At 70.8% G+C, this 22,916-nt stretch carries 21 protein-coding genes; 13 read left to right on the forward strand and 8 right to left on the reverse strand.

Annotated features, from left to right (window positions below):
- The first annotated feature begins 104 nt into the window (after positions 1–104).
- Both ACZ7NC_RS08005 and ACZ7NC_RS08010 read left to right on the forward strand, forming a co-directional pair.
- Positions 105–701: a dihydrofolate reductase family protein gene (locus tag ACZ7NC_RS08005; protein WP_471485943.1), complete on the forward strand. Its 597-nt coding sequence runs from the start codon at positions 105–107 to the stop codon at positions 699–701.
- A gap of 75 nt (positions 702–776) precedes the next feature.
- Positions 777–1,709 (forward strand): bifunctional helix-turn-helix transcriptional regulator/GNAT family N-acetyltransferase, encoded by a 933-nt coding sequence (locus ACZ7NC_RS08010; RefSeq protein WP_471485945.1) that lies wholly within the window; start codon positions 777–779, stop codon positions 1,707–1,709.
- Between the two features lie 9 nt (positions 1,710–1,718).
- Here ACZ7NC_RS08010 and ACZ7NC_RS08015 read toward each other — a convergent pair whose 3' ends face one another.
- Both ACZ7NC_RS08015 and ACZ7NC_RS08020 read right to left on the reverse strand, forming a co-directional pair.
- Positions 1,719–3,824, reverse strand: a complete 2,106-nt coding sequence (locus ACZ7NC_RS08015; RefSeq protein ID WP_471485947.1) for a caspase, EACC1-associated type — start codon at positions 3,822–3,824, stop codon at positions 1,719–1,721.
- Positions 3,821–4,219: an effector-associated constant component EACC1 gene (locus ACZ7NC_RS08020; RefSeq protein WP_471485949.1), complete on the reverse strand. Its 399-nt coding sequence runs from the start codon at positions 4,217–4,219 to the stop codon at positions 3,821–3,823. Before ACZ7NC_RS08020 ends, ACZ7NC_RS08015 begins: the two co-directional genes overlap by 4 nt.
- 193 nt (positions 4,220–4,412) lie before the next feature.
- Between ACZ7NC_RS08020 and ACZ7NC_RS08025 the strand changes: the two genes are divergently transcribed.
- Both ACZ7NC_RS08025 and ACZ7NC_RS08030 read left to right on the forward strand, forming a co-directional pair.
- Positions 4,413–5,213 carry a sugar phosphate isomerase/epimerase family protein gene (locus ACZ7NC_RS08025; RefSeq protein WP_471485951.1) on the forward strand — a complete coding sequence of 267 codons (801 nt, stop codon included), beginning with the start codon at positions 4,413–4,415 and terminating at the stop codon, positions 5,211–5,213.
- A gap of 129 nt (positions 5,214–5,342) precedes the next feature.
- A complete protein-coding gene (locus tag ACZ7NC_RS08030; protein ID WP_471485952.1) occupies positions 5,343–6,581 on the forward strand; it encodes an MFS transporter in 1,239 nt (412 codons plus the stop codon).
- A 31-nt stretch (positions 6,582–6,612) separates the two neighbouring features.
- Here the strand turns inward: ACZ7NC_RS08030 and ACZ7NC_RS08035 are convergent, their stop codons facing one another.
- Both ACZ7NC_RS08035 and aroA read right to left on the reverse strand, forming a co-directional pair.
- On the reverse strand, positions 6,613–7,257 hold the full coding sequence (locus tag ACZ7NC_RS08035) for an RBBP9/YdeN family alpha/beta hydrolase (RefSeq protein ID WP_471485953.1): 645 nt from the start codon (positions 7,255–7,257) through the stop codon (positions 6,613–6,615).
- A gap of 28 nt (positions 7,258–7,285) precedes the next feature.
- Positions 7,286–8,521 (reverse strand): 3-phosphoshikimate 1-carboxyvinyltransferase, encoded by a 1,236-nt coding sequence (gene aroA, locus ACZ7NC_RS08040; protein ID WP_471485955.1) that lies wholly within the window; start codon positions 8,519–8,521, stop codon positions 7,286–7,288.
- A gap of 436 nt (positions 8,522–8,957) precedes the next feature.
- Between aroA and ACZ7NC_RS08045 the strand changes: the two genes are divergently transcribed.
- From ACZ7NC_RS08045 to ACZ7NC_RS08070, 6 genes are all read left to right on the forward strand, one after another.
- Positions 8,958–10,799 carry a glycoside hydrolase family 3 protein gene (locus ACZ7NC_RS08045; RefSeq protein WP_471485957.1) on the forward strand — a complete coding sequence of 614 codons (1,842 nt, stop codon included), beginning with the start codon at positions 8,958–8,960 and terminating at the stop codon, positions 10,797–10,799.
- Between the two features lie 169 nt (positions 10,800–10,968).
- Complete coding sequence (locus ACZ7NC_RS08050) at positions 10,969–11,631, forward strand: hypothetical protein (protein ID WP_471485958.1); 663 nt, start codon at positions 10,969–10,971, stop codon at positions 11,629–11,631.
- Positions 11,632–11,823: 192 nt separating this feature from the next.
- Positions 11,824–12,618: a serine hydrolase gene (locus ACZ7NC_RS08055; RefSeq protein WP_471485960.1), complete on the forward strand. Its 795-nt coding sequence runs from the start codon at positions 11,824–11,826 to the stop codon at positions 12,616–12,618.
- Positions 12,619–12,679: 61 nt separating this feature from the next.
- Positions 12,680–13,711 (forward strand): esterase-like activity of phytase family protein, encoded by a 1,032-nt coding sequence (locus ACZ7NC_RS08060; RefSeq protein WP_471485962.1) that lies wholly within the window; start codon positions 12,680–12,682, stop codon positions 13,709–13,711.
- 99 nt (positions 13,712–13,810) lie between these two features.
- Positions 13,811–17,539, forward strand: a complete 3,729-nt coding sequence (locus ACZ7NC_RS08065; RefSeq protein WP_471485963.1) for an ABC transporter ATP-binding protein — start codon at positions 13,811–13,813, stop codon at positions 17,537–17,539.
- A gap of 92 nt (positions 17,540–17,631) precedes the next feature.
- A complete protein-coding gene (locus tag ACZ7NC_RS08070) occupies positions 17,632–18,024 on the forward strand; it encodes a hypothetical protein (protein WP_471485964.1) in 393 nt (130 codons plus the stop codon).
- 303 nt (positions 18,025–18,327) lie between these two features.
- Here ACZ7NC_RS08070 and ACZ7NC_RS08075 read toward each other — a convergent pair whose 3' ends face one another.
- Complete coding sequence (locus ACZ7NC_RS08075; protein WP_471485966.1) at positions 18,328–18,495, reverse strand: hypothetical protein; 168 nt, start codon at positions 18,493–18,495, stop codon at positions 18,328–18,330.
- Positions 18,496–18,625: 130 nt separating this feature from the next.
- On the opposite strand from ACZ7NC_RS08075, the gene ACZ7NC_RS08080 reads away from it, so the two are divergent.
- Both ACZ7NC_RS08080 and ACZ7NC_RS08085 read left to right on the forward strand, forming a co-directional pair.
- Positions 18,626–19,423 (forward strand): helix-turn-helix domain-containing protein, encoded by a 798-nt coding sequence (locus ACZ7NC_RS08080; protein WP_471485967.1) that lies wholly within the window; start codon positions 18,626–18,628, stop codon positions 19,421–19,423.
- Positions 19,416–19,631 (forward strand): DUF397 domain-containing protein, encoded by a 216-nt coding sequence (locus ACZ7NC_RS08085; RefSeq protein ID WP_471485968.1) that lies wholly within the window; start codon positions 19,416–19,418, stop codon positions 19,629–19,631. Before ACZ7NC_RS08080 ends, ACZ7NC_RS08085 begins: the two co-directional genes overlap by 8 nt.
- Before the next feature lie 95 nt (positions 19,632–19,726).
- Here ACZ7NC_RS08085 and ACZ7NC_RS08090 read toward each other — a convergent pair whose 3' ends face one another.
- Complete coding sequence (locus ACZ7NC_RS08090; protein WP_471485970.1) at positions 19,727–21,100, reverse strand: serine hydrolase domain-containing protein; 1,374 nt, start codon at positions 21,098–21,100, stop codon at positions 19,727–19,729.
- Positions 21,101–21,204: 104 nt separating this feature from the next.
- Here ACZ7NC_RS08090 and ACZ7NC_RS08095 point away from each other — a divergent pair, with 104 nt between their 5' ends.
- Positions 21,205–21,900, forward strand: a complete 696-nt coding sequence (locus ACZ7NC_RS08095; RefSeq protein ID WP_471485972.1) for a TetR/AcrR family transcriptional regulator — start codon at positions 21,205–21,207, stop codon at positions 21,898–21,900.
- A gap of 126 nt (positions 21,901–22,026) precedes the next feature.
- On the opposite strand, the gene ACZ7NC_RS08100 is transcribed toward ACZ7NC_RS08095, so the two are convergent.
- Together ACZ7NC_RS08100 and ACZ7NC_RS08105 are read right to left on the reverse strand one after the other, a co-directional pair.
- Complete coding sequence (locus ACZ7NC_RS08100; RefSeq protein ID WP_471485974.1) at positions 22,027–22,611, reverse strand: GNAT family N-acetyltransferase; 585 nt, start codon at positions 22,609–22,611, stop codon at positions 22,027–22,029.
- Complete coding sequence (locus tag ACZ7NC_RS08105) at positions 22,599–22,868, reverse strand: hypothetical protein (protein WP_471485975.1); 270 nt, start codon at positions 22,866–22,868, stop codon at positions 22,599–22,601. Before ACZ7NC_RS08105 ends, ACZ7NC_RS08100 begins: the two co-directional genes overlap by 13 nt.
- Positions 22,869–22,916: the final 48 nt, after the last annotated feature.

The following is a 22,916-nucleotide window of genomic DNA, read 5'->3' on the forward strand; positions in this document are numbered from 1 at the left end:
GAGCCGAAAAGAGTGGCACCACCGATGATTTCCGGGCCGCGCCCCGGTCTTCCTGCCGTAGCCATCCGGGCGAACCGCCCCACCGACCAACAGGAGTGACTCCCATGCGCATCACGATCACCGAGTTCATCAGCCTCGACGGCGTCGTCCAGGCCCCCGGCGGCCCCCAGGAGGACACCGACGGCGGCTTCGCGCACGGCGGCTGGTCGCATCCTTACTTCGACGCGGAGGTCCTCGGCGGTGTCTTCGATGCGGCGATGCAGAAGGCCGAGGCGCTGTTGTACGGGCGTCGTACGTATCTGACGATGGCCGCCGCCTGGCCCGAGCGCGCCGGTGACCCGTTCGCCGACCGGCTGAACTCGCTGAAGAAGTACGTCGTGACCGACACGCTTTCCGACGAGGAGCTGACCTGGAACAACACCACGCGCATCCCCGGCGGCGAGGCCGTCGCCCGGATCCGTGAGCTGCGCGACAGCGAGGGCGGCGACCTGGCGATGATGGGCAGCCCCACGCTCGTGCGGACCCTCATCCAGGAGGGCCTGGTCGACGAGTTGCAGCTCGTCGTGATGCCGGTGCTGCTGGGCGGTGGCAAGTCGATCTTCCCGGAGGACGGCGGGAAACGGCCGTTCGAGCTCGTGTCCACGGTCGCCGGGAAGACGGGCGTGCAGGTGTGCGTCTACCGGCCGGCCGCCGAAGGGTAGCCACCCGGGCGCGGGCGTCCTAGGCTCGACTCGACGGTATCTCTGACTCAGTCAAATATCCGGGGGTCGACGATCATGACCGTCCACGACATCCGCGCCTTCAACCGCTTCTACACGAACGTCATCGGCGCTCTCGACTACAGCCGCCACCTCTACGCCCCCTACACCCTCACCGAGTCCCGCGTCCTGTACGAGCTCGCGCACTCCCCGCGTACGGACGCCGCCGACCTGCGGACCGAGCTGTCCCTGGACGCGGGGTATCTGAGCCGGATCCTGAACAAGTTCGAGCAGGACGGGCTCATCGAGCGCGCCCCCTCGCGGCAGGACCCGAGGCGTCGGCGCGTCACGCTCACCGAGCGCGGCCGTGAGACCGGCAAGCTGCTGGAGGAGCGGGCGACCGAATCGGTCGGCTCGCTGCTGTCGACCGTGCCGGCCGCCGACCGGCCACGCCTCGCCGAGGCGATGACGACCGTCCGCACGATCCTGTCCGACGGCCGCCCGCCCCGCCGCGAGGACGTCCTGCTGCGCGAGCCCGGCCCCGGCGACCTCGGCTGGATCGTGCAGCGCAACGCCGCGCTGTACGCCGTCGAGTACGGCTTCAACGCCGACTACGAGGGACTGGTCGCGAGGATCGTCGCCGACTTCGCGGAGGACCACGACCCCCATCTGGAGCGGGTGTGGATCGCCGAGCTGGACGGCCGGCCGGTGGGCTGTGTGATGTGCGTACGTGACGAGGCGCCCGCCACGGCCCGCCTGCGACTGCTGCTGGTCGAGCCCGAGGCCCGCGGCCTCGGCATCGGCGACCGACTCGTGGCGGCGGTCGTCGACTTCGCCCGCGGCGTCGGCTACCGCGACCTAGTCCTGTGGACCAACGACATCCTGGCCGCGGCCCGCCGCGTCTACCAACGCCACGGCTTCGTCCTCACCGCCGAGAAACCCCACCGCTCCTTCGGCAAGGACCTGAACGGCCAGGACTGGCGACTGGATCTGCAAGGTGCGCCGGAGTGACCTGCCGGGTCATGTGCTCGACCAGTCGCCGTCGCGCACCTCGTAGACCTGCATTCGCCGGGTGATGGCGTCGCCGTAGCGATCGAAGCCGACCCGTCCCATCGCTCCGTCGAACTCGACCGCCTGCACGGCCTTGCGCAGGTCCTCGCGGGCCGTCGTCGGCAGCTTGTCACCGGTGATGCGCACACCCTCCTTGAAGGCGCGTATCAGCGCCCAGGTGGCGTCGTAGGCGTATCCCCCGTAGGCGCCGTAGGGAGCCGAATGGTCGGTCTTCGTGTAGTCGGCGATGAACGACTTGGCGGATTCGAGCTTTTCCGGCATGACCACGCCGACGGTGCAGATGTCCCCTGTCCCGCCGCTGCCGACCCGGGAGATGTAGTCGCTGGAGAAGAGGCCGTCACCGCCCGCCATGCGGATGTCGGGGTCCGCTGCGTGCAACTGCTCGCTCAGCGGGGCCCCGGCGCCGTACTCGCCGCCGAAGTACACGACGTCGGCGCCCGAAGCACGGGCCCGCTTCACCTCTTCGGTGAAGTCCCGCTGGTCGTGGTCCACATGGGTCTCGCCCACGACATCCCCGCCCTCCTGACGGAAGGCCGCCTTGAAGGTCTCGGCCAAGGACACGCCGTAGGTCTGTCCGTCGTCGATGACGAAAGCCTTGCGACGTCCGTCCCATTCGTAGAGATGTCTGGCCGCGGCGGGCCCCTGATCCATGTCGTTGGGCACCATGCGGAAGTAGGTGTCGTACGGCCTGGACCGCTTGCCCACCAGCCAGTTCGCGCCCAGCGTGAGCTCGGGGGCGGAGTTCGCGGGCGAGATCTGGGGCAGTCGGGCATCGGACATGCGTTTCTGCGTATCCGCCGCGATGCCGGAGGTGAGCGGCCCCACTACTCCGACGATGCCGGAGTCGGCGACGAACCTGGTGGCGACCTCCCGCCCCGTGGCGGTCAGGCCCTTGTCGTCCCTGGCCTGGATCTTGAAGGTGACGCCCGGGACGAAGTGTTCCTCGTTGGCCTTCTTCGCCGCGAGCTCGGCCGAGTTCTTGATTCCCTCGCCCAGGACGGCGAACTCACCGCTCAGGGGGGCGCTCACGCCGATCCCCACGGTGAGGCTGTTCCCCGCGGCGGCCCCGGATCCCGCGCCGTCCGACGCCCCGTCCTTCGAGCCCTCGCCGAAGACCGAGTCCAGCGTCACGGGAAGCGTTCCCAGTGCCGCGACCAGCGCGGTGGACACCATCATCACGACCGTCCGGCGGCTGACCCGCCCTCCACGCCTTCGTGCCCACGAGGAACGAGCCGTGCCCTCGGCCTGCGCGGCGGGTGCCTCCTCGCCCGGTGGGCCTTGGGGCGGCTCGGGCGGCTCGGGCGGCTCGTCGGGCGGCCGGTGGCGGTTGCGCGCCAGTGCGATCGCGCCCGCCGTGTTGCCGTTGCGCTGCTGGGGCGTCGGCCTGCCCTTGGCCACCAGGGCGCCGTACAGATGCTCGTACAGCGTCATCATCGTGAGCAGCGGCGGTGCCTCCGGGATCCCGTGTTCGAGCGCGCCGATCAGCTCGCCGGTGAACGCGGTGTACGTCTCCCCCGGCGGTGCCAGCGCCGTCCTGGTCTCGGAGGTCGCGGTCAGCACGAACGTGCCGCTGATGTCGGACATCCCGCCGAGTCCCGAGGTGGACATCGCGCCGTGCAGGGCGAGGCCGCTCCAGCAGCAGTCCAGGATCACGACCTTGCGGCGGGCCCGGGTCTGCGGGTCGAGCAGGAGCTCACGGATGTCCTGGTAGCGCAGGGCGCTGAAGAGCTGCCGGGGGTTGGTGCGGGGGAGGGCCAGGTAGAGCTCGTTGGACAGGTCGTGCACGAAGCCGTGGCCCGCGTAGTAGACGAGCAGGGTGTCCTCGGCCTCGGCGGCGAGGCGGGCGACCTCTCCCAGCGCCTGGTCGCGGTCGGGTTCCGCGAGCACACGCACATGGTCGGCCTTCAGACCCCACACGTCGGGGTCGCGCAGGAGCTCCGCCAGGCGCGTGAGGTTGTGGGAGACGGCGGGCAGCGGTTCGAGGCCGGGTTCGGTGAAGGAGTGCGCGCCGATCAGCAGTGCTCTGCTGAGCGCGGGCTCCGAGAGTCCGCTCATGACCGGGGTCGCTCGGGGCCGGACGTCGTCGGGGCCGCCGTGTCGTCGTCCGGCTGGGTGGCCGGGGTGGTCAGCTGCCGCACCAGCCGTTCGATCTGCTCCGCGTCGGCGCCCCGCACGGTCACGGTGACGCCGTCGCGTTCCACCTGGACGCTCGGTCCGTTCGCCCGCGACTGGCGCCAGCTCGCCACGGCCAGGAGCAGTCCGCCGAGGCCCACCGCGTTGCTGAGCACGACGTCGATCAGGTCCAGGCCGGAGCCCATGGCTCCCGGTGTCGCGTTCCTCGCGCGCAGGACGAGGGTCTCGCCCGCGGTGTCGGGGTCTCGTAACAGCCAACGGTGCAGAGCGCGAAGCTGTCCCCCGTCGTCATCGAGCACGGTGATACCGAGCCGCATGCTTCCCCCCTCGCACACTCACGCACGCTCACGCCCCTGCCGATTTCGGCATCATGCGGGTGATTTTCGGCATCATATCGACGCCTCGGCCCCCGGGCGTCAACTGTGGAAAAGCCGCTCCGCGTGGGGCATCCTGACCTGCCGATCGTCCGGCCGGATGGGCGTCCCTCCGTTTCCCTGGCAAGGTGGATGCATGAAACTGGCGTTCTCCACCCTCGGCGTCCCCGGTCTCCCCCTGCCCGACGTGCTGCGGCTCGCGACCGCGTGCGGATATCACGGGGTCGAGTTGCGCACGCATCCGGAGGAGCCCGTGCACCCGGGGCTCGGGCCCGCCGAACGGGCGGACGTGGCGGCCGAGTTCAAGGCCGCCGGGGTCGAGCTGTTGGGGCTCGCCGGGTACGTCAGGGTCGCCGCGCCCGGGGACGACGGACCCGTGATCGAGGAGATCCGTCAGCTCGTCGATCTCGCCCATGACCTCGGTGCGCCCTTCGTCCGGGTCTTCCCGGGTGCCGATCCCGAGCAGAGCTGGCAGTCGGCGGACGCGATCGCCGCGCGGCGCCTGGGTACGGCCGCGGAGTACGCCGCCGACATGGGCGTACGGATTCTGCTGGAGACCCACGACTCGCACCGCACCGCGGCCGACGCGATCCGCGTGCTCGGCCTGGTGGGGCATCGTCACGTCGGCTCGCTGTGGGACGTCATGCACACCTGGCTGGGCGGCGAGCAGCCCAGCGAGAGCTACGCCGCCCTCGCCCCGTACCTCGGCTATGTCCAGGTCAAGGACATCACCTCCGCCGACGACACGACCCCCCTGCCGCTCGGCGCCGGGGTGCTGCCGCTCGCCGAGTGCGTGGAGGTCCTCTCCCGGCACGGCTGGGACGGCTGGCTGTGCTGGGAGTACGAGAAGCGGTGGTACGAGGAGGCCGCGCCTCTCGACGGGTTGCTGAGCAAGGGCCGGGAGCACCTTTCGCGGTTGCTGAACGAATCGGCGTAGACGGCACCGGCGCCGTGGGCGGCACCGGCCGTGGGCGCCGCCGCGCGGTAATTCACTCGCCCGGCGCGACGGCCGCCGTATAGCGTCCCCCCTCGTGCCCGAAACCACCCCCCGCTCCGTCATGCCGTCATGAGCCTCGCGCGTACGTTGATCGACGTACGGCCCTTGCGGACCTCTCCTGTCTTCCGACGGCTGCTGATCGGGCGGACGGTGTCCGTGCTCGGCAGCTTCATGACCATGGTCACCGTCATGTACCAGGTCTGGGATCTGACGCGGAGCACGGTCTGGAGCGGTGCGGTCGGGCTGGCGCAGGCGCTGCCCATGGTGTGTGTGGGGCTGTTCGCCGGGGCGTGGGTGGATCGCGGTGACCGGCGGCGGATCTTTCTCGTCGCGACGGTCGGGCAGGCGGTCTGCGCGCTGCTGCTCGCGGTGCAGGGCTTCACCGGGGGCGTATCGGTGGGCGGGATCCTCGTGCTCGTGGCGGCCGGGGCCTGCTTCGGCGCGGTCGGCGGGCCGGCGGCGGGCGTGTTCGTGCCCCGGCTGCTGCCGAAGGAGCAGGTGGCGGCGGGGCTGGCCCTCAACGCCGTCACCGGTCAGGCGATGATGCTGCTCGGCCCTGCGCTGGGCGGGCTGTTCCTCGGCTGGTTCGGTGTCGGTGTCTGCTATGTGCTGGACGCCCTCAGTTTCGGCCTCGCCTTCCACGGCGCCTTCGGCCTGCCCGCGCTGCAGCCCGAGGGCGAGCCCTCCCGGGCCGGACTGCACGGCGTCATGGACGGACTGCGCTTCCTGGCCGGTCACCGGGTGGTGCGCGGCGCGCTCGTCACCGACCTCGCCGCCACCGTCCTCGCCATGCCGGTCAGTCTCTTCCCGCTGGTCAACGCCGAACGCTTCGGCGGCGACCCGCGCACCCTCGGCCTGTTCCTGTCGGCCGTGGCGGTCGGCGGCGTCACGGCGACGGCCCTGTCGGGCTCGGTGACCCGGCTGGGCCGACCCGGGCTGGTGATGCTGTGCGGGGCGGGGACCTGGGGCGCGGCGCTGGCCCTGTTCGGGCTGATGACCGACCCCTGGGTGGGGCTCGGGCTGCTGGTGGTGGCCGGTGCCGCGGACGCCCTGTCGGTCGTGTCGCGCAGCACGATCGTCCAGACCCGCACCCCGGACGCCCTGCTCGGCCGGGTCACGGCCGCCGAGCAGATCGTCGGCCAGGCGGGCCCACATCTCGGCAACCTGCGCGGCGGCCTGGTCGCCGGCTGGTCCTCCGGCGCGACGGCCCTGGTCACGGGCGGCCTGCTGTGCGTGCTGGCGGTGGCCTACGTGAGTGCCGCTACGCCGGAGCTGCGGGACGGGGTGGGTACGCCGGAGGCACCCTGACCGGCGCCCCCGAAACCGCCGCACCGGCCCATCACACCGGACGCCCCACAAGCGGCACCGTCGGATCGAGACACCACCCCAGCACCGCGGGCCATGACCCGTACCCCGCGTCCAGGTCCAGGTGGGCGGCGCCCGGGAGGATGTCGGTGGGGATGGCGAGCGGGGTGCCGTAGAGGGTGTCGGCGCCTTCCGGGCAGTACGGGTCGTCGTCGCCTGCGACCAGGCGGGTGGGGCAGGGGAGGCTGAGCTCCAGGGACTCCGGGGCCTCCAGGGACTCCGCGGCCCCCACGGCCCCCACGGCCTCCACCGACCCCAGCGCCGGCAGGGCGAACCCGGCGACCTCCGTGTACCGGGCCAGCACGCTGCCGGACGGCGGCGCGACCAGCAGTACCCGGTCCGCGGCGTCGAGCCCCGGCATCCCGCGCGCGGCGGCGTGCAGCCACAGCACGGCGGACAGGCTGTGCGCGACCACCACCCGCTCCGCCCCCGCGTCGAGCCCGGCCAGATGGCGCCCCAACTCCGCCAGCCAGACCTCCAGTTCGGGGTCGTCAGCGTCCGGAAGCGGCGGATAGACGACCTGGTGGCCGAGGTCGGTGAGCCGGTCGGCGAGCCAGTGCTGCCAGTGGTCCTCGGGGCGGTGGTTCTGCCAGCCGTGGAGGATGAGGTATGCGGTCATGGCGCCGATGTTGGCACGCCCACCTGTCTCACAGCCGTGCCCGCAACGCCGCGAACTCCTCATGAAATCCCGGGAAGGTCTTCCGTACGCACCCCGGGTCGTCGAACGAGACACCCGGCACCCGAAGCCCCGTCACCGCGAAGGACATCACGACGCGGTGATCGCCGTACGACTTGATCTCCGCGCCGCTCACGAGAGGGGCACCCGGGCGAATCTCGATCCAGTCCGGGCCCGTCGCCACCTCCGCCCCCAGCCGCCGCAGGTTCTCCGCGCACGCCTCCAGCCGGTCGCACTCCTTCACCCGAGTGTTCGCCACGTCCTCGATCCGCACAGGGCCGGAGGCGAACGGCGCGATGGCGGCCAGCGTCGGCATGGTGTCGGAGATGTCGCGCATGTTGACGGTGATGCCCCGCAGTTCGCCCGTGCCGCGCACCGTCGTCGCATCCGGGCCCACGGACACCCGCGCGCCCATCCGCCGCAGGACGTCGACGAAGCCCAGGTCGCCCTGGAGCGCGCCCTCGCCCAGGCCCGGGACCGTGACCTCGCCGCCCGTGACGGCCGCCGCCGCGAAGAAGTAGCTCGCGGTCGAGGCGTCGGGCTCGACGGCGTAGGTCGTGGCGCGGTAGCCGCCCGGCGGGACCACGAAGACGTCCCCCTCCCTGCGTACCTCCACGCCGAACGCCCGCATCATCGCGATCGTGATCTCGACGTACGGCACCGAGACCAGGTCGGTGACGGTGATCCGCAGGCCCTCGCGGGTCAGCGGGCCGAGCAGCAGCAGCGCCGTCAGGTACTGCGACGACTGACCCGCGTCCAGCGTCACCGCCCCGCCCTCGACGCCGGCCGCCACGACCGTCAGCGGATGGTGGCCCTCCTTCTCCTCGTGCCGCAGGTCCACGCCCAGGTCGCGCAGAGCCGAACTCAAAGGCGCCAACGGACGTCTGCGCATCTGGGGCGAGGCGTCGAAGCGGTAGGTGCCGTGCCCGGCTGCGGCCAGCGTCGGCAGGAAGCGGGCCGTGGTCGCGCCGTCGCGGCAGTAGACGTCGGCCTCCGCGACCGCGGGGCCCTGCGGGCGGCCGTCGATCTGCCAGGTGCCCGGGGTCCGGCCGACCCGGTAGCCGAGCCGGGTCAGTCCCTCGGCGAAGCCCTCCGTGTCGTCCGAGCGCAGCGGCCGTACGAGGGTCGTGACACCGTTGGCCGCGGCCGCCAGGAACAGGGCGCGGGCGGTGATGGACTTGGAACCGGGGATCGCGACTACGGGCATGCGCTCATGATCGCCCGGACCCCGGACCCGGCGCCGGGACGTCCACGGGATGGACCCGCACCGGACCCGCGTCCGTTGCCCACACGTCACGTGGGCCCCGGCGAACCCGCGCTTTACCGACTTTCGCCGATTCAGCCACCCCGGGGAACCCACCCTCACCCCCGCCCGTCCAACCGGCGAGCTGCCGGAGAGTCACCGTGGTGCGGTGTCGGCCCTCGCTGCTGGCTGCGATCGCTGACCACACCCTCTCCGCCGTGCCGCGGCCGGCAGCACGCCGTCATCGGCGCGCCCCCCTCCAACTGCGCCGATGGCGGCCCCTTTCCGGTTACGGTCCCTGTTCCGGTTACGGCCCATTCCCTTGACTGGCAGAAACCTTCCGGTTATTGGTGACTTCTCGGAAGTTTCCTTCAGCGCACCACCTCCGAAAGGAGCGCACGTGCCCGACACCAGCACGGGAAGCACGGGAAACACCGCCACGCCCTCAAGACGTACGGTCCTCGCGGCCACCGCAGGCATCACCACCGCCCTGGCCCTCGGCGGCACCGCCCACGCCGCCGCCCCCGACGACCGGACACTGCGCGCCCTCATCGCCCGGATGACCCTGCCGGAGAAGGTCGGCCAGCTCTTCGTGATGCGGGTCTACGGCCACTCCGCGACCGCCCCCGACCAGGCCGACATCGACGCCAACCTCAAGGAGATCGGCGTCCGCACGGCCGCCGAGCTGGTCGCCAAGTACCGCGTGGGCGGCATCATCTACTTCACCTGGGCGCACAACACCCGCGACCCCCACCAGATCGCCGATCTGTCGAACGGCATCCAGAAGGCGTCCCTCTCCCAGCCCCGCGGCCTGCCCGTCCTCATCTCCACCGACCAGGAGCACGGCATCGTCTGCCGCGTCGGCGAGCCCGCCACCCTCTTCCCGGGCGCCATGGCCATCGGCGCCGGCGGCTCCCGCGCCGACGCCCGCACCCTCGGCCGGATCGCCGGGCAGGAACTCAGGGCGCTCGGCATCCGGCAGAACTACTCCCCCGTGGCCGACGTGAACGTCAACCCGGCCAACCCGGTCATCGGTGTCCGCTCCTTCGGCGCCGAACCGGCAGCGGTGGCCGGCATGGTCGCCGCCGAGGTGGCCGGATACCAGCACGCGCGTCAGGTCGCGGCGACCGCAAAGCACTTCCCCGGCCACGGCGACACCGCCGTCGACAGCCACTACGGCTTCCCGGTCATCACCCACACCCGCGAGCAGTGGAACCAGCTCGACGCGCCGCCCTTCCGGGCCGCCGTCCGCGCCGGCATCGACTCGATCATGACCGCGCACATCATGGTCCCGGCCCTCGACGACTCCGGCGACCCGGCCACCCTCTCCCGCCCGATCCTCACCGGCATCCTGCGCGAGGAGCTGGGCTACGACGGGCTGGTGGTCACCGACTCGCTCGGCATGCAGGGCGTACGCACGAAGTACGGCGACGACCGCGTCCCCGTCCTCGCGCTGAAGGCGGGCGTGGACCAGCTCCTCAACCCGCCGAACCTCGACATCGCGTGGAACGCGGTCCTCAAGGCCGTCCAGGACGGCGAGTTGACCGAGGCACGCCTCGACGAGTCGGTCCTGCGGGTCCTGCGGCTGAAGGCGAAGCTGCGGCTGTTCGAGGAGCCGTACGTCAGCCAAGGCGGCGTCGACCGGAACGTCGGCACCCCGTCCCACCTCAAGGCCGCCGACCGCATCGCCGAGCGCACGACGACCCTGCTGGTCAACGAGGGGCCTGTGCTCCCGCTGTCCCGCCGGACCCACCCCAGGGTGCTGGTCGTCGGCGCCGACCCGGCCTCACCCTCCGGTACGACGGGACCGCCGACCGGTGTGCTCGCCGCCGCCCTCACCGAGCTGGGCTTCACGGCGACCGCCCTGTCCACCGGCACGGCGCCCTCCGCCGCAACCATCGCCCAGGCCGTCGCGGCGGCGGGGGAGGCGGACGCGGTCGTGGTGGGGACGTACAACGTCACGGCGGGCAGCTCGCAGCGGACGCTGGTCGCGCAGCTCCTCGCGACGGGCAGGCCTGTGGTGGCGGTGGCGATCCGCAACCCGTACGACGTGGCGCATCTGCCCGACGTCCGCGCCTACCTGGCCTCCTACTCCTGGACCGACGTCGAACTGCGAGCGGCGGCACGGGTGATCGCCGGTCGGGCGGCGCCGCGCGGGCGGCTGCCGGTGCCGGTGCAGCGGGCGGACGATCCGACGCGGGTGCTGTATCCGGTCGGCCATGGCCTGTCGTACCGGGGCTGACAGCGCCGTATGGCTCATTGGACGTAGCACCCGCATGACTCCGCGGACGTAGCTCTCGTACGCCACACAACGGGCGCACTCACCCCCAACCGACGCAAAGGACCCCGCACGTCTGGCGTGCCCCCGCCGCGACGGGCCACGCTGGACGGGGGTACCCGGGGGGAGTGCGATGCGCGAGAGAAGTGCGGTGGGGGTGGCCTGGGCGTTGCCGGTGCTGCTCGTCGCGCTGCTGACGGGGTGTCAGGGCGCGTCGGGGGCGACGGAGAAGGGGGACGGGCGGCCCGGGATGAGCACGAGCGCGAGCGAGAGTGGGCGGCAGGTCATCCCTCCGACCCTGCCCGCCGGCTACGGCGCCGTCTTCCTCGGCGTCGACGAGTGCAGTTCCTTCGGTACGACGAGCTTCACCGAGGTGCCCTGTGCCGGCGAGCGGGCCGCGGCGCGGGTCGTGGCCCGGCACGACGGCCGGGTGGGTGACGGCCCGCTGTGCCCCGGGACCACGGACTTCGTGCTGCACATCAGCGAACAGAGCCGGACGTCCGACGAGGACGGCGACGGCGCGATCCCCCAGGGCTACGCCTGCATGCGCAACCTCTCCCCGCCCCATCCGGGTGACCCCGGCGGCGGAGGCGGCCCCCGCACGATCGTCGGCGACTGCGTCTACAACTCCGGCGACGGCCAGGTGCGCGAGACCTCGTGCGACGGCAAGGGCGAGCAGAAACCGGAGTACAAGGTGACGAAGTCCGTCGACGAGCGCGTCGACTGCCCGCTGTCGACGGCCCTGTACGTCCAACTGGGCGGCGAGAAGCCGGTGGGATGCGCACGGCCGGTGTGACCGGCCCGGTCCGCCCGCGCACCTCAGAGACCTCACGGGGTCCGCCACGGCCGCACCACCTCGGGCCCGGGTTCACGGTGGTCGCGGGTCCGCTCACCTAGCATGTCGTCGATGCCCAAGTCACCCCGGTCAACAGGCGGTTCCAGACGTGCGAGAGCGGTCGTCGCGACAAGTGTGGGCGCCGGTGTCGTCATGGCGTCCCTCGCCGCCGTCCTCCCCGCCGCGGCGGCCGCTGCCGACGTCCGCTGCACCTCCGCCAAGGCGGGCCTCGCGGGCAAGCTGGAGAGGGACATCACCGCCGCTCTGACCAACCGCGAGGGCACAGTCGCGGTCGGCCTCCACGACCGTGCCACGGACACCACCTGCTCCCTGCGCGCCTCCCGTGCCTACGACTCGGCCAGCATCACCAAGGTCACCGTGCTCGCCGCGCTGCTGTGGGACGCCAAGAACGACGACCGCTATCTCACCGACCGCGAGGTGTCCCTGAGCAGGGCGATGATCGTCCTGTCGGACAACGCCGCGACCAGGACGCTCTGGAAGCAGCTCGGCATGACGAAGATCAAGGCCTTCCTCGCCGCCGCCGGCATGACCCGGACCAGGCCCGGCGCGGACGGCTACTGGGGCCTGACCCAGATCACCGTCACCGACGAGCAGAAGCTGCTGGAGCTCATCACGGTCGGCAACGAGGTGCTCAGCGACAACTCCCGCGCCTACATCCTGAAGCTGATGAGCGAGGTCGTCCCCGGGCAGCGCTGGGGCACACCGTACGGAGTGCCGTCCGGCGTCTCCGTGGCCGTCAAGAACGGCTGGCTGCAGCGGGCCACCAACGGCTGGCGGGTGCACAGCGTCGGCGCCTTCAAGGGCCGCGGCCACGACTACACGATGACGGTGCTCACTCACGGCAACAGCACCATGAACTACGGCATCACGACCATCCAGGGCGTCGCCAGGGCCATCCACAGGGACCTGGCGACGAGCCGACCCTGAAGCGGGCCACGCTTCATGAGCCGGTCTCCCCCGCGTCACCGACCCGCCCTACGGTGACCCCATGCGCCTGAGATCCGTACTCTCGACCGCCACCGCGGCCCTGGCGGCGGCCACCTGCCTGACCGCCGCCGGCCCGGCGAACGCCCACGCCAACGCGCAGGGCAGCCACGCCTGTTCCCCCTCCGTCTCCATCGACCGCTTCTCCGACGCGCTCGACAAGACGACGTACGAGGGCACCTTCGTCGGCAACTTCTCCGCGCTCGCCCTGGACCGCGACGGCTCCCTCGCGGCCCTCTCCGACCGCTCCTCCCTCTTCGGCCTCGACGCGAAGACGCTCGCGCCGAAGGCCGTCGTCCCGCTCGCCGACGAGAGCGGCGCCGCCCTCGACTCGGAGGGCCTCGTGATCGACCGCGACGGCACCCGGCTGATCTCCTCCGAGACCGAGCCGTCCGTACGCCGCTACTCCCGCGACGGCAGGATCCTCGACCGCCTCCCCGTGCCGGACGCGCTGAAGGTCGCCCCCGCGGGCCGCGCCGTCCCCAACGGCACCTTCGAGGGCCTGACCCTGCTCCCCGGCGGGCGCACCCTGCTCGCGTCGATGGAGTACGCGCTCTCCGGTGACAGCGCGGGCGTCGTCCGCTTCCAGACCTGGCGGCGGACCGGGGACGGCCACTTCGAGCTCGGCCGCCAGTACGCCTACCGCGCCGACTCCGGTCTCGGCGTCCCCGAGGTCCAGGCGACTCCCGACGGCCGCCTCCTGGTCCTGGAGCGCGGCTTCACCGCCGGCGTCGGCAACACCGTCCGCCTGTATCTGGCCGACCCGCGCCGCGCCACGGACACCGGCGGCGTCGAGAACCTCACGGGCCAGGACGGCGTACACCTGATCAAGAAGACGCTGCTCACCGACATCGTGAGCTGCCCGTCACTGGGAGCGACCGCCAAGCAGCCCCAGCCGAACCCGCTGCTCGACAACATCGAGGGCATGGCGATCACGGGGTACTCGAAGGGCCGCCTGAAGGTGCTGCTGGTCAGCGACGACAACCAGAACGCGGCGCAGACCACACGCTTCTACCACCTGCGTCTCCGTATCTGATCGGTATCTGATCGGTCGCCGACCGCGACGGAGGGATGAAATCCCCCGCCATCAGCGTTGGTGCCTTCCGGTAGATCAGGACGAACGGAGGGCACCGGCGTGGTGACGCAGCAGGGGTGGGCAAAACGACTGTGGGGCTATGCCTGGCGCTACCCCAAGGACGTCGTCCTTGCCCTGGGCTCCTCCCTCGCCGGCATGGCCGTGATGGCGATCGTCCCGCTGATCACGAAGGTGATCATCGATGACGTCATCGGCGGCCACACCCGCTCCATGGCCGTCTGGGCGGGCCTGCTGGTGGCCGCCGCGCTCGCGGTCTACGTCCTCACCTACGTCCGCCGCTACTACGGCGGCCGTCTCGCGCTCGACGTCCAGCACGATCTGCGGACCGACATGTTCGGGACGATCACCCGGCTCGACGGGCGACGGCAGGACGAGCTGTCCACCGGGCAGGTCGTCGGACGCGCCACCAGCGACCTCCAGCTGATCCAGGGCCTGCTCTTCATGCTCCCGATGACCATCGGGAACTTCGCGCTGTTCCTGATCTCCCTGGTCGTCATGGCATGGCTGTCGCTGCCGCTGACGCTGGTCGCCCTCGCGGTCGCCCCGGCCCTGTGGTGGATCGCCAAGCGCAGCCGGACCAAGCTGCACCCCTCCACCTGGTACGCCCAGGCCCAGGCCGCCGCCGTCGCGGGCGTGGTCGACGGCGCCGTCAGCGGCGTACGCGTGGTGAAGGGGTTCGGGCAGGAGGAGCAGGAGACCGGGAAGCTCAGGGAGGTCAGCCGGCGGCTCTTCGCGGGGCGGCTGCGCACCATCCGGTTCAACTCCAGGTACACCCCGGCGCTCCAGGCCGTCCCGGCCCTCGGCCAGGTCGCGATGCTCGCGCTCGGCGGCTGGCTGGCGGTGCGCGGGCACATCACGCTGGGCACGTTCGTCGCCTTCTCCACCTACCTCGCCCAGCTGGTCGGCCCGGTCCGGATGCTCGCCATGGTCCTCACGGTCGGGCAGCAGGCCCGCGCGGGCACCGAGCGGGTGCTGGAGCTGATCGACACCGAGCCGTCGATCAAGGACGGCAGCAAGACCCTGCCCGCCGACGCGCCCGCGACGGTCGAGTTCGACGACGTCTCCTTCGGTTACGCCGACGAGCGCCCGGTCCTCGACGGGCTCAGCTTCGAGATCCGCCCCGGCGAGACCCTCGCCGTCGTCGGCTCCTCCGGCTCCGGAAAGTCGACGGTCTCCCTGCTCCTGCCGCGCTTCTACGACGTCACGCACGGCGCCGTCCTCGTCGGCGGCCACGACGTCCGCGAGCTGACTTCCGAATCGCTGCGGGCCGCGATCGGACTGGTCCCCGAGGACTCGTTCCTCTTCTCGGACACGGTCCGCAACAACATCGCGTACGGCCGCCCCGACGCCACCGAGGAGGAGATCCGCGAAGCCGCCCGCACCGCCCAGGCGGACCGTTTCATCGCCGAGCTGCCCGACGGCTACGACACCAAGGTCGGCGAGCACGGCCTCACCCTCTCCGGCGGCCAGCGTCAGCGCGTCGCGCTCGCCCGCGCGATCCTCACCGACCCCCGGCTCCTCGTCCTGGACGACGCGACCTCGGCGGTGGACGCCCGGGTCGAGCACGAGATCCACGAGGCGCTGAAGCACGTCATGGAGGGCCGGACCACTCTGTTGATCGCCCACCGGCGCTCCACGCTCGGCCTGGCCGACCGTATCGCGGTCCTCGACGCGGGCCGCCTCGCCGACATCGGCACCCACGACGAACTCCAGGAGCGCTCCGCCCTCTACCGCCGCCTCCTCACCGACCCCGACGAGCTCGGCGGCGTCTCCCCCGGTCACGCCCAGCCCTCCTGTCCCCAGGAGGACACCTCCGTACGCGCCGAACTGGACGCGGAGTTCGACGCCGAGCGCGGCGTGACCCCGCGGCTGTGGACCGGCGACCGTGAGCCCAAGGACCTGGCGCTCACGGAGTCCCCGGCCACGCCCGAGCTGCTCGCCCAGGTCGAGGCGCTGCCCCCGGCGACGGACATCCCCGAAATCGACGAGGCGCGTGCGGTGCGCGCGGAGGAGTCGTACGGCCTCAAGCGGCTGCTACGAGGGTTCGGGCGGCCCCTGCTGATCAGTCTCGGCCTGGTCGCCGTGGACGCCGGCATGGGGCTGCTGCTGCCCGTCCTGATCCGGCACGGCATCGACGACGGTGTCACGGCGGCGGCCGTCGGCGCGGTCTGGGCGGCGTCCCTGCTGGGCCTGCTCACGGTGATCGTGCAGTGGGCGGCGCAGGTGGGCGAGACGCGCATGACCGGCCGTACGGGCGAGCGTGTCCTGTACTCCCTCCGCCTGAAGATCTTCGCCCAGCTCCAGCGGCTCGGACTCGACTACTACGAGCGGGAGTTGACCGGCCGGATCATGACGCGGATGACGACGGACGTGGACGCGCTGTCGACCTTCCTCCAGACGGGCCTGGTCACGGCGTTCGTCTCCGTCGTCACCTTCTTCGGCATCATGGGCGCCCTGCTGGTGATCGACCTCCAGCTCGCGCTCGTCGTCTTCGCGACGCTGCCCCCGCTGATCGTCGCCACGTACTACTTCCGCCGGGCCAGTGTGAAGGCGTACGAACTCGCCCGGGAGCGGGTGTCGCTGGTGAACGCCGACCTCCAGGAGTCGGTGTCCGGACTGCGGATCGTGCAGGCCTTCCGGCGCGAGCGGGACGGCGGCGCGCGGTTCGCCGAGCGCAGCGACAGCTACCGCCAGGCCCGTATCCGGGGCCAGTGGCTGATCTCGATCTACTTCCCCTTCGTGCAGTTCCTGTCGTCGGCGGCCGTGGCGGCGGTGCTGATCGTGGGCGGCGGCCGGATCGACGACGCGACGCTGACGACCGGCGCGCTGGTGGCGTACCTGCTCTACATCGACCTGTTCTTCGCCCCGGTCCAGCAGCTCTCCCAGGTCTTCGACGGCTATCAGCAGGCCACGGTCTCGCTCGGCCGCATCCAGGAGCTGCTGCGGGAGCCCACGTCGACGAAAGCGGCCGAGGAGCCGCTGGAGGTGCTGTCGCTGCGGGGTGACGTCGCCTTCGAGGACGTGCACTTCAAGTACGGGGGTGCCGACGGGGAGGACGCGGCGCTGAGCGGCATCGACCTGCGTATCCCCGCCGGGCAGACGGTGGCCTTCGTCGGCGAGACGGGCGCCGGCAAGTCAACGCTCGTGAAGCTGGTGGCGCGCTTCTACGACCCGACCGGCGGCCGGGTCACGGTGGACGGCACGGATCTGCGCTCCCTGGACCTCACGTCCTACCGCCACCGTCTCGGGGTCGTCCCGCAGGAGGCGTACCTCTTCCAGGGCACGATCCGTGACGCCATCGCCTACGGCCGCCCCGACGCGACGGACGCCCAGGTCGAGGCCGCGGCCCGCGCGGTCGGCGCGCACGAGATGATCGCCACCCTCGACGGCGGCTACCTCCACGAGGTGGCCGAGCGCGGCCGCAACCTCTCCGCCGGCCAGCGCCAGCTGATCGCGCTGGCCCGCGCCGAGCTGGTCGACCCCGACGTCCTGCTCCTCGACGAGGCGACGGCCGCGCTGGACCTGGCCACGGAGGCGCAGGTCAACCAGGCGACGGACCGGCTGGCGGGCCGCCGCACCACCCTGGTGGTCGCCCACCGTCTGACGACGGCCGCCCGTGCGGACCGGGTCGTGATGATGGACCACGGCCGGGTCGCCGAGGACGGCACCCACGAGGAGCTGCTGGCCCGGGGCGGGCGGTACGCCGAGCTGTGGCGGACCTTCCTCGGCCAGGCCGAGCCGGAGGAGCCGGTCGGGGCGACCCGGTGATCGTGCCGGCCTGACGGTCGTGCAACCATCCGGCATACGTCGTGCGTCCGTACACCAGTACGCTCGTTGCCGGTGTACGGGGAGGACAAACAGTGGACAGAGGTGCGATACGCCGACGGGTGGCGGTCGGCCTGGCGTTGCTGACCGCGTCCGGAGTACTCGCGGTCGCGGCCCCGGTACAGGCACACGCCGCCGCCCCCACGCACTGCGAGGGACGCAAGGTCAGGACGTACCTCTTCTCGACAGGCACCCTGTACGTCTACAAGCGGGGCGGCTATGTCTGCGCCATCACCCTGCCCAAGGACCCCGGCCGCAGACAGTGGATGAAGGTCAGCGTCCAGGCGTACCGGGCCAGGCCGGTCGTGGACGAGGGCCTGCGCACCCGCCGGGCCGGCCCGGTCACGGTCCACGCCGGCCAGCGCTGTGTGTGGGTGAAGGGCCGGGTGGGGCGGGGGTCGGTGAGCAAGGGCTGGATCCTTTGCTGACCGGTCGGCCGACCGCCTGAGACCGCGCACCCCGGCTCTCCGCGATGCGACGGACATCGGTCAACGCCTCTCCCATCCGGGCCAGCAGGAACCGTAGTTGCGCGGGCGTCACCCGACGGTCGGCGAGCATGTCGGCCGCGTGGGCGAGGAGCTCGTCGACCATGTCGAGCTGCACGCCCTCGACGATGTCAGCCAGACGGGAGACGGGCCCGGTACCGTCGCTCACCAGGTAGCACGGCTTACCCCCTGCCCCTGCCCAAGGCAGCAGTCGCACGCCGCCGCCCCCGCCGTAGTTGTCTCCCGTCACCTGGCGCCCCGCACGATCACCGAGGGCACGCCGATCGATCCGACACCGACCCCGGGTACGTACGGGGGTTGGTCGGACCCGGAGTTGAGGCACTGGGCGGGTCGGCCGGGGCGGCGCAGACGCCGTAGCAACGGCTGGAAGAGGCGGGCGATGAGATGACCCATGTGGTGAACTCCGTTCCCATTCAGTCGACGTATCGCGTTGTGTAGCGATCCGCTCACAGACTGAGATGCCTCGGTCTAGGCTCGCCAGGGGGTTGCGTGTGACCAGGCATTCGTCGCAAGGGAGTTGGCCATGAGCAACACGTACGGTGACTGGCTCAGGCAGCAGCGCGAGACGGCGGGACTGACGCAGCAGCAGCTGGCCGACCGGGCGATCATGACGCGTTCGCACATCGCTCATATCGAGGCGGGGCGGCGGGTGCCGTCCAAGGAGGACGCGCTACGGCTGGACAGGGCGCTGGGCACGGGGAATGTGCTGAGCAGTTTTCTGCCGCAAGACGACGAGGTGTCGATCGCCGACTACTTCGAGGCGGTGCGTGTACTCGAACAACAGGCGGTGATGATCCGGGAGTTCGGCCTGACGTACTTCCCAGGCATCCTCCAGACCAAAAGGTACGCACGTGCGCTTCTGGGGTCGGTGTTCCCTCCAGTGAGCGAAGAGGAGTGTGACAGGCGCGTCGTCACACGCCTTGAGCGCGCGAAGATCCTCGAAGATCCCCTGACTCCCGCAGTGTGGGCGCTGCTGGACGAGACGCTGCTGCGACGCCCAGTGGCCAGCGGGGACATCATGGCGGAGCAGATCATGCACGTGGTTCGGCTCGCCGAGACTGGACGTATCCGCGTGCATCTGATGCCGTTTCACGTGGGCTTTCATCCGCTCATGGGCAGCATGCTCACGCTGATGTGGTTCGAGGACCAGCCACCGCTGGCATACGGTGAAGGCGGGCATGCGGGGAGGTTGCACGATTCCCCGTCTGTGGTCCGGAAGTGGCAGCATCGCTACGACCTAGCGCTGAGCGACGCGCTGCCGCAGAAAGAGTCACTGGCCCTGCTCAGGGCCACTGCTGAGGAGTACGGACACCATGGCTGACCGAACCATCCCGAACGCGGCCGTGCTGAGCGGCTGGCGCAAGTCGTCCCACAGCGATGACAACGCCGGCAGCTGCCTCGAAGTCCTCGACAACCACCCCTGGGGCATACCCGTCCGCGACTCCAAGGACGCGCACGGCCCGGCACTGCTCTTCTCCCCCACCAACTGGTCGGCCTTCATCACGGCCATCAAGGAGTCACGGCACTAACAGGACCTCTCCTCTGGTGACTGCACTCATTGGCGCTGTCGTCGGTTCGGGGTGCAGGCAGGGGCGGCCGCTCGGACCCCCCTTCCTGCGTTGGATCAGGCTACGTCCGTGACCCGGGTGAAGAGCCGGCTGGCGAGGTCGACGCCTGTGACTGAGCCGTTGACGTCACGGGAGAAGTAGCCGCGCTGCCCCTTGAGGCCGCCCTCAGTGACGATGTACTCGTCGCCGTCTCCGGGAAGGAAGCCGATGGCCGCGGCCGGGTAGTCCGGGGGCATTTCCTCGTCCGATGCCTCGCGGATCTCCGGTTTGATCCCGACCGCCAGGGTGAGGCGGGTGCCGTCGGTGGCGATGTCGAGGTTCATGGCGTCGATCTCGTAGTGGCCGACGACCTGTTGGGCCTTTGCCCCGTCGTACGGGATCGGCTCCGCCGTCTTCTCGACGACGCCGAGGTAGTGCTCGAGCGCCCACCGCACGACGGACTGGTTGAAGGGATAGCCGTCCGGGCCGGCGTTGGCCAGGGAGACCACCGCGAAGTTGCGCTCGGGCACGATGAGCAGCTCGGCGAACTGGCCGTTGCCCGAGCCGCCGTGGCCGATCCCGTGGAGGCCGTCCAGGTCGTGCAGGAACCAGCAGATGCCGAAGCCGTCACCGAGGGTGCTGGCGCGCAGCTCGACCGTCTGCTCCCGCATGCGGTGCAGTGCCTGGGAAGGCAAGACGCCATCGCCGTCGCCGAGTTGGAACCGGGCCCAGCGCAGTAGATCGCTCACCGAGGAGGCGAGGCCGCCACCGGGGTTGTCGCCGCGCGCGCCTTCCTTGAACGCTCCCCAGGGCCGGGCGGGGTGCAGTTCGCCGTCGTCGCCGCGGTTGTACCCCACGGCGAACTTGCGGACCATCACCTCGGACAGGCCGTACACGGTGTCCGCAAGGCCCACCGGCTCCAGGACGAGCGAGGCCACGGCCTGCTCGAAGGGCAGGCCTGTGGCCTTCTCGATGATCCGTCCGGCCAGGTTGTATCCGGCCTGGCTGTACGAGGCGCGGGCCCCGGGCGATGCGATCAGCGGTAGCTGAGGCAGCTTCGCCACGAGCCCGGCCAGGGAGCGGTCGCCCTCGCCGTCGTCGATCAGGTTCCAGTCCAGGCCCGCGGTGTGGTTGAGCAGGTTCAGGACGGTGATCTGCGCCGCAGCCTGCTCGTCGGCGAGCTTCAACTCGGGGACATAGCGCCGCACCGGCGCGTCCAGGTCCACCTTCCCCTCGGCGACCAGGCGCATCAGCGCGGTCGCCGTGAAGGTCTTGGACACCGACGCCAGAGGAAACAGCGTCTTCGCGTCGACCGGCAGCGGGTTGCTGAGGCTCGTCACGCCGTGCGAGGCGTAGATCTCCAGGCCGTCCAGGAGCACCCCGACGGCGACACCAGGAACTCCGAGCTCCGTGGCCTGCGCCTTGACGAACTCCGACAGCTTGTGCAGCATTGCTCCCCCTTCGGGCACTTGAACTAAGTGCGAGAGCAGCGTAGACCGCCACTCGAACAAAGTGCAAGACTCGGCATGAACTAAGTTCAAGTAGTGTGGTGGCTATGCCTCGAGACACACTGACCGCAGACCGGATCGTCCGTGCGGCCATCGAACTGCTCGACGACGAGGGGCTGAACGGCCTCAACATGCGCAGCCTGGCGAAACGGCTTGACTCGGCCGCCACGGCCGTCTACTGGCACATCAAGACCAAGGACGACCTGGTCCGACTCGCCGGCGACGCGATCTGGCACGAGGTCGAGTTGCCCGATCTCGACGCCGCAGACTGGCGCACGGCCGCCACCGCCCATGCCTCCAGCATGCACGCGATGCTCACCCGGCACCCCTGGCTCGTCCAGGCATTCGGCAGCCACCTGCTGCACGGACCCGGCCAGGCCCGGAACAACGACCTCAGCCTCGCCATCTACGAAAAGGCAGGCTTCGCCGCCGCCGACGCGGACCGGGCGGCCGCTACCGTGTTCACCTTCGTGCTCGGCAGCGCACTCGGCCCCGCCGCGCAGGTCTCGCTGAACCGCCGGCTGAGCAAGAACGGCGCAGACGTCGAGCAACTGATGGCCGACGCCATGACACGCGCCACCGAGACCGCCATGCAATTCCCGCGCCTGCGCGAGCGCCTCGACACCACGGCCGCCACGGAGTACGCCGCAGCGCCGGACAACACCTTCGCGTTCGGTCTTCAGTCCCTCCTCGACGGCTTCGAGGCCCACCTCACCGCCGACCGCGCCAGCCGGCGCGAGTGACCGCCCCGGACAACGCCCGCCCGACCAGCCCACAGCCCCTATCCGGCTTCACGCCGACGCACGAGCAGGCCAGGTGAGACAGAACGGGGACACGGCCACCCGGGACCAACTACCGGTAGCGGTCCGCTACGAGGCGACCGTCCTTGTCGCGGCCCTCAATGAATGGCTGTGACCAGCGTCATCGAGAGTGATCCAGTAACGGCGCTTGACCCCCGTTTCGGTGCTGCGCACATCTTCGAGGACGCCGCCGTTGCTTTCGATGGTGCGCGCCGAGCCGACGTTGCCGTCGTCACAGGTGAGGAGGACCCGGTCCAGACCGAGCGCCGGCGCCTCGAGCAGAACCGCTCCCAGCGCCCACGTGGCCAGTCCGCGTCTCCTGGCGGAAGGCCGAACGCTGTAGCCGATGTGTCCGCCGCCTTCCAACAGAAAGGCGTTCAGATAGTGCCGAAGGTCGATGGCCCCGAGGTACGTCTCGCCGTCGACGATCCACCAGTGGGTGGCGTGGACGCGTCCTTCCCCGACAGGCAGCGACCGGTCCGATTGCTGCCGTAGTCGCTCGACCCATGAGGCGAACCCTTCCGGGCTGTCGAGGTCATCGTCACCAACCAGACGCAGGCCGGTCCCGTCCTGGTGAGCGCCAGGCTGCCACTCGTCACGCGCCGTGAGCCACGAGGAATGCAGCCGTCCCGTGGGAGCGATCAGTTCAGCCATGCGGGGGACGGTAACAACAGGGCGGCCGGAACGGCCAGGCTCCCGGCGGCATCGGCGAGACGGCCTCCGGCGGCCAGCCCAGTGGTATGCGCGGTGGCCGTATGGGCGGCGGCGCCGGTACCGAGCTGATCGCCTATCTCAAGGAGCACCAGGACAGCGCCAAGTGGCTGCTCGAAGAACGGCACGGCGGTGAAGGAGAGCGAGTACAGCAAGAGCTCGACCTCCAACTCCGAGTCGGACAACAGCAGTACGTCCACGGAGTCGTCGATCTACCGCCTGGACCCCTCCGACGTCAGCTGACCCGA

This window comes from Streptomyces sp. NPDC111802 (assembly GCF_055634335.1).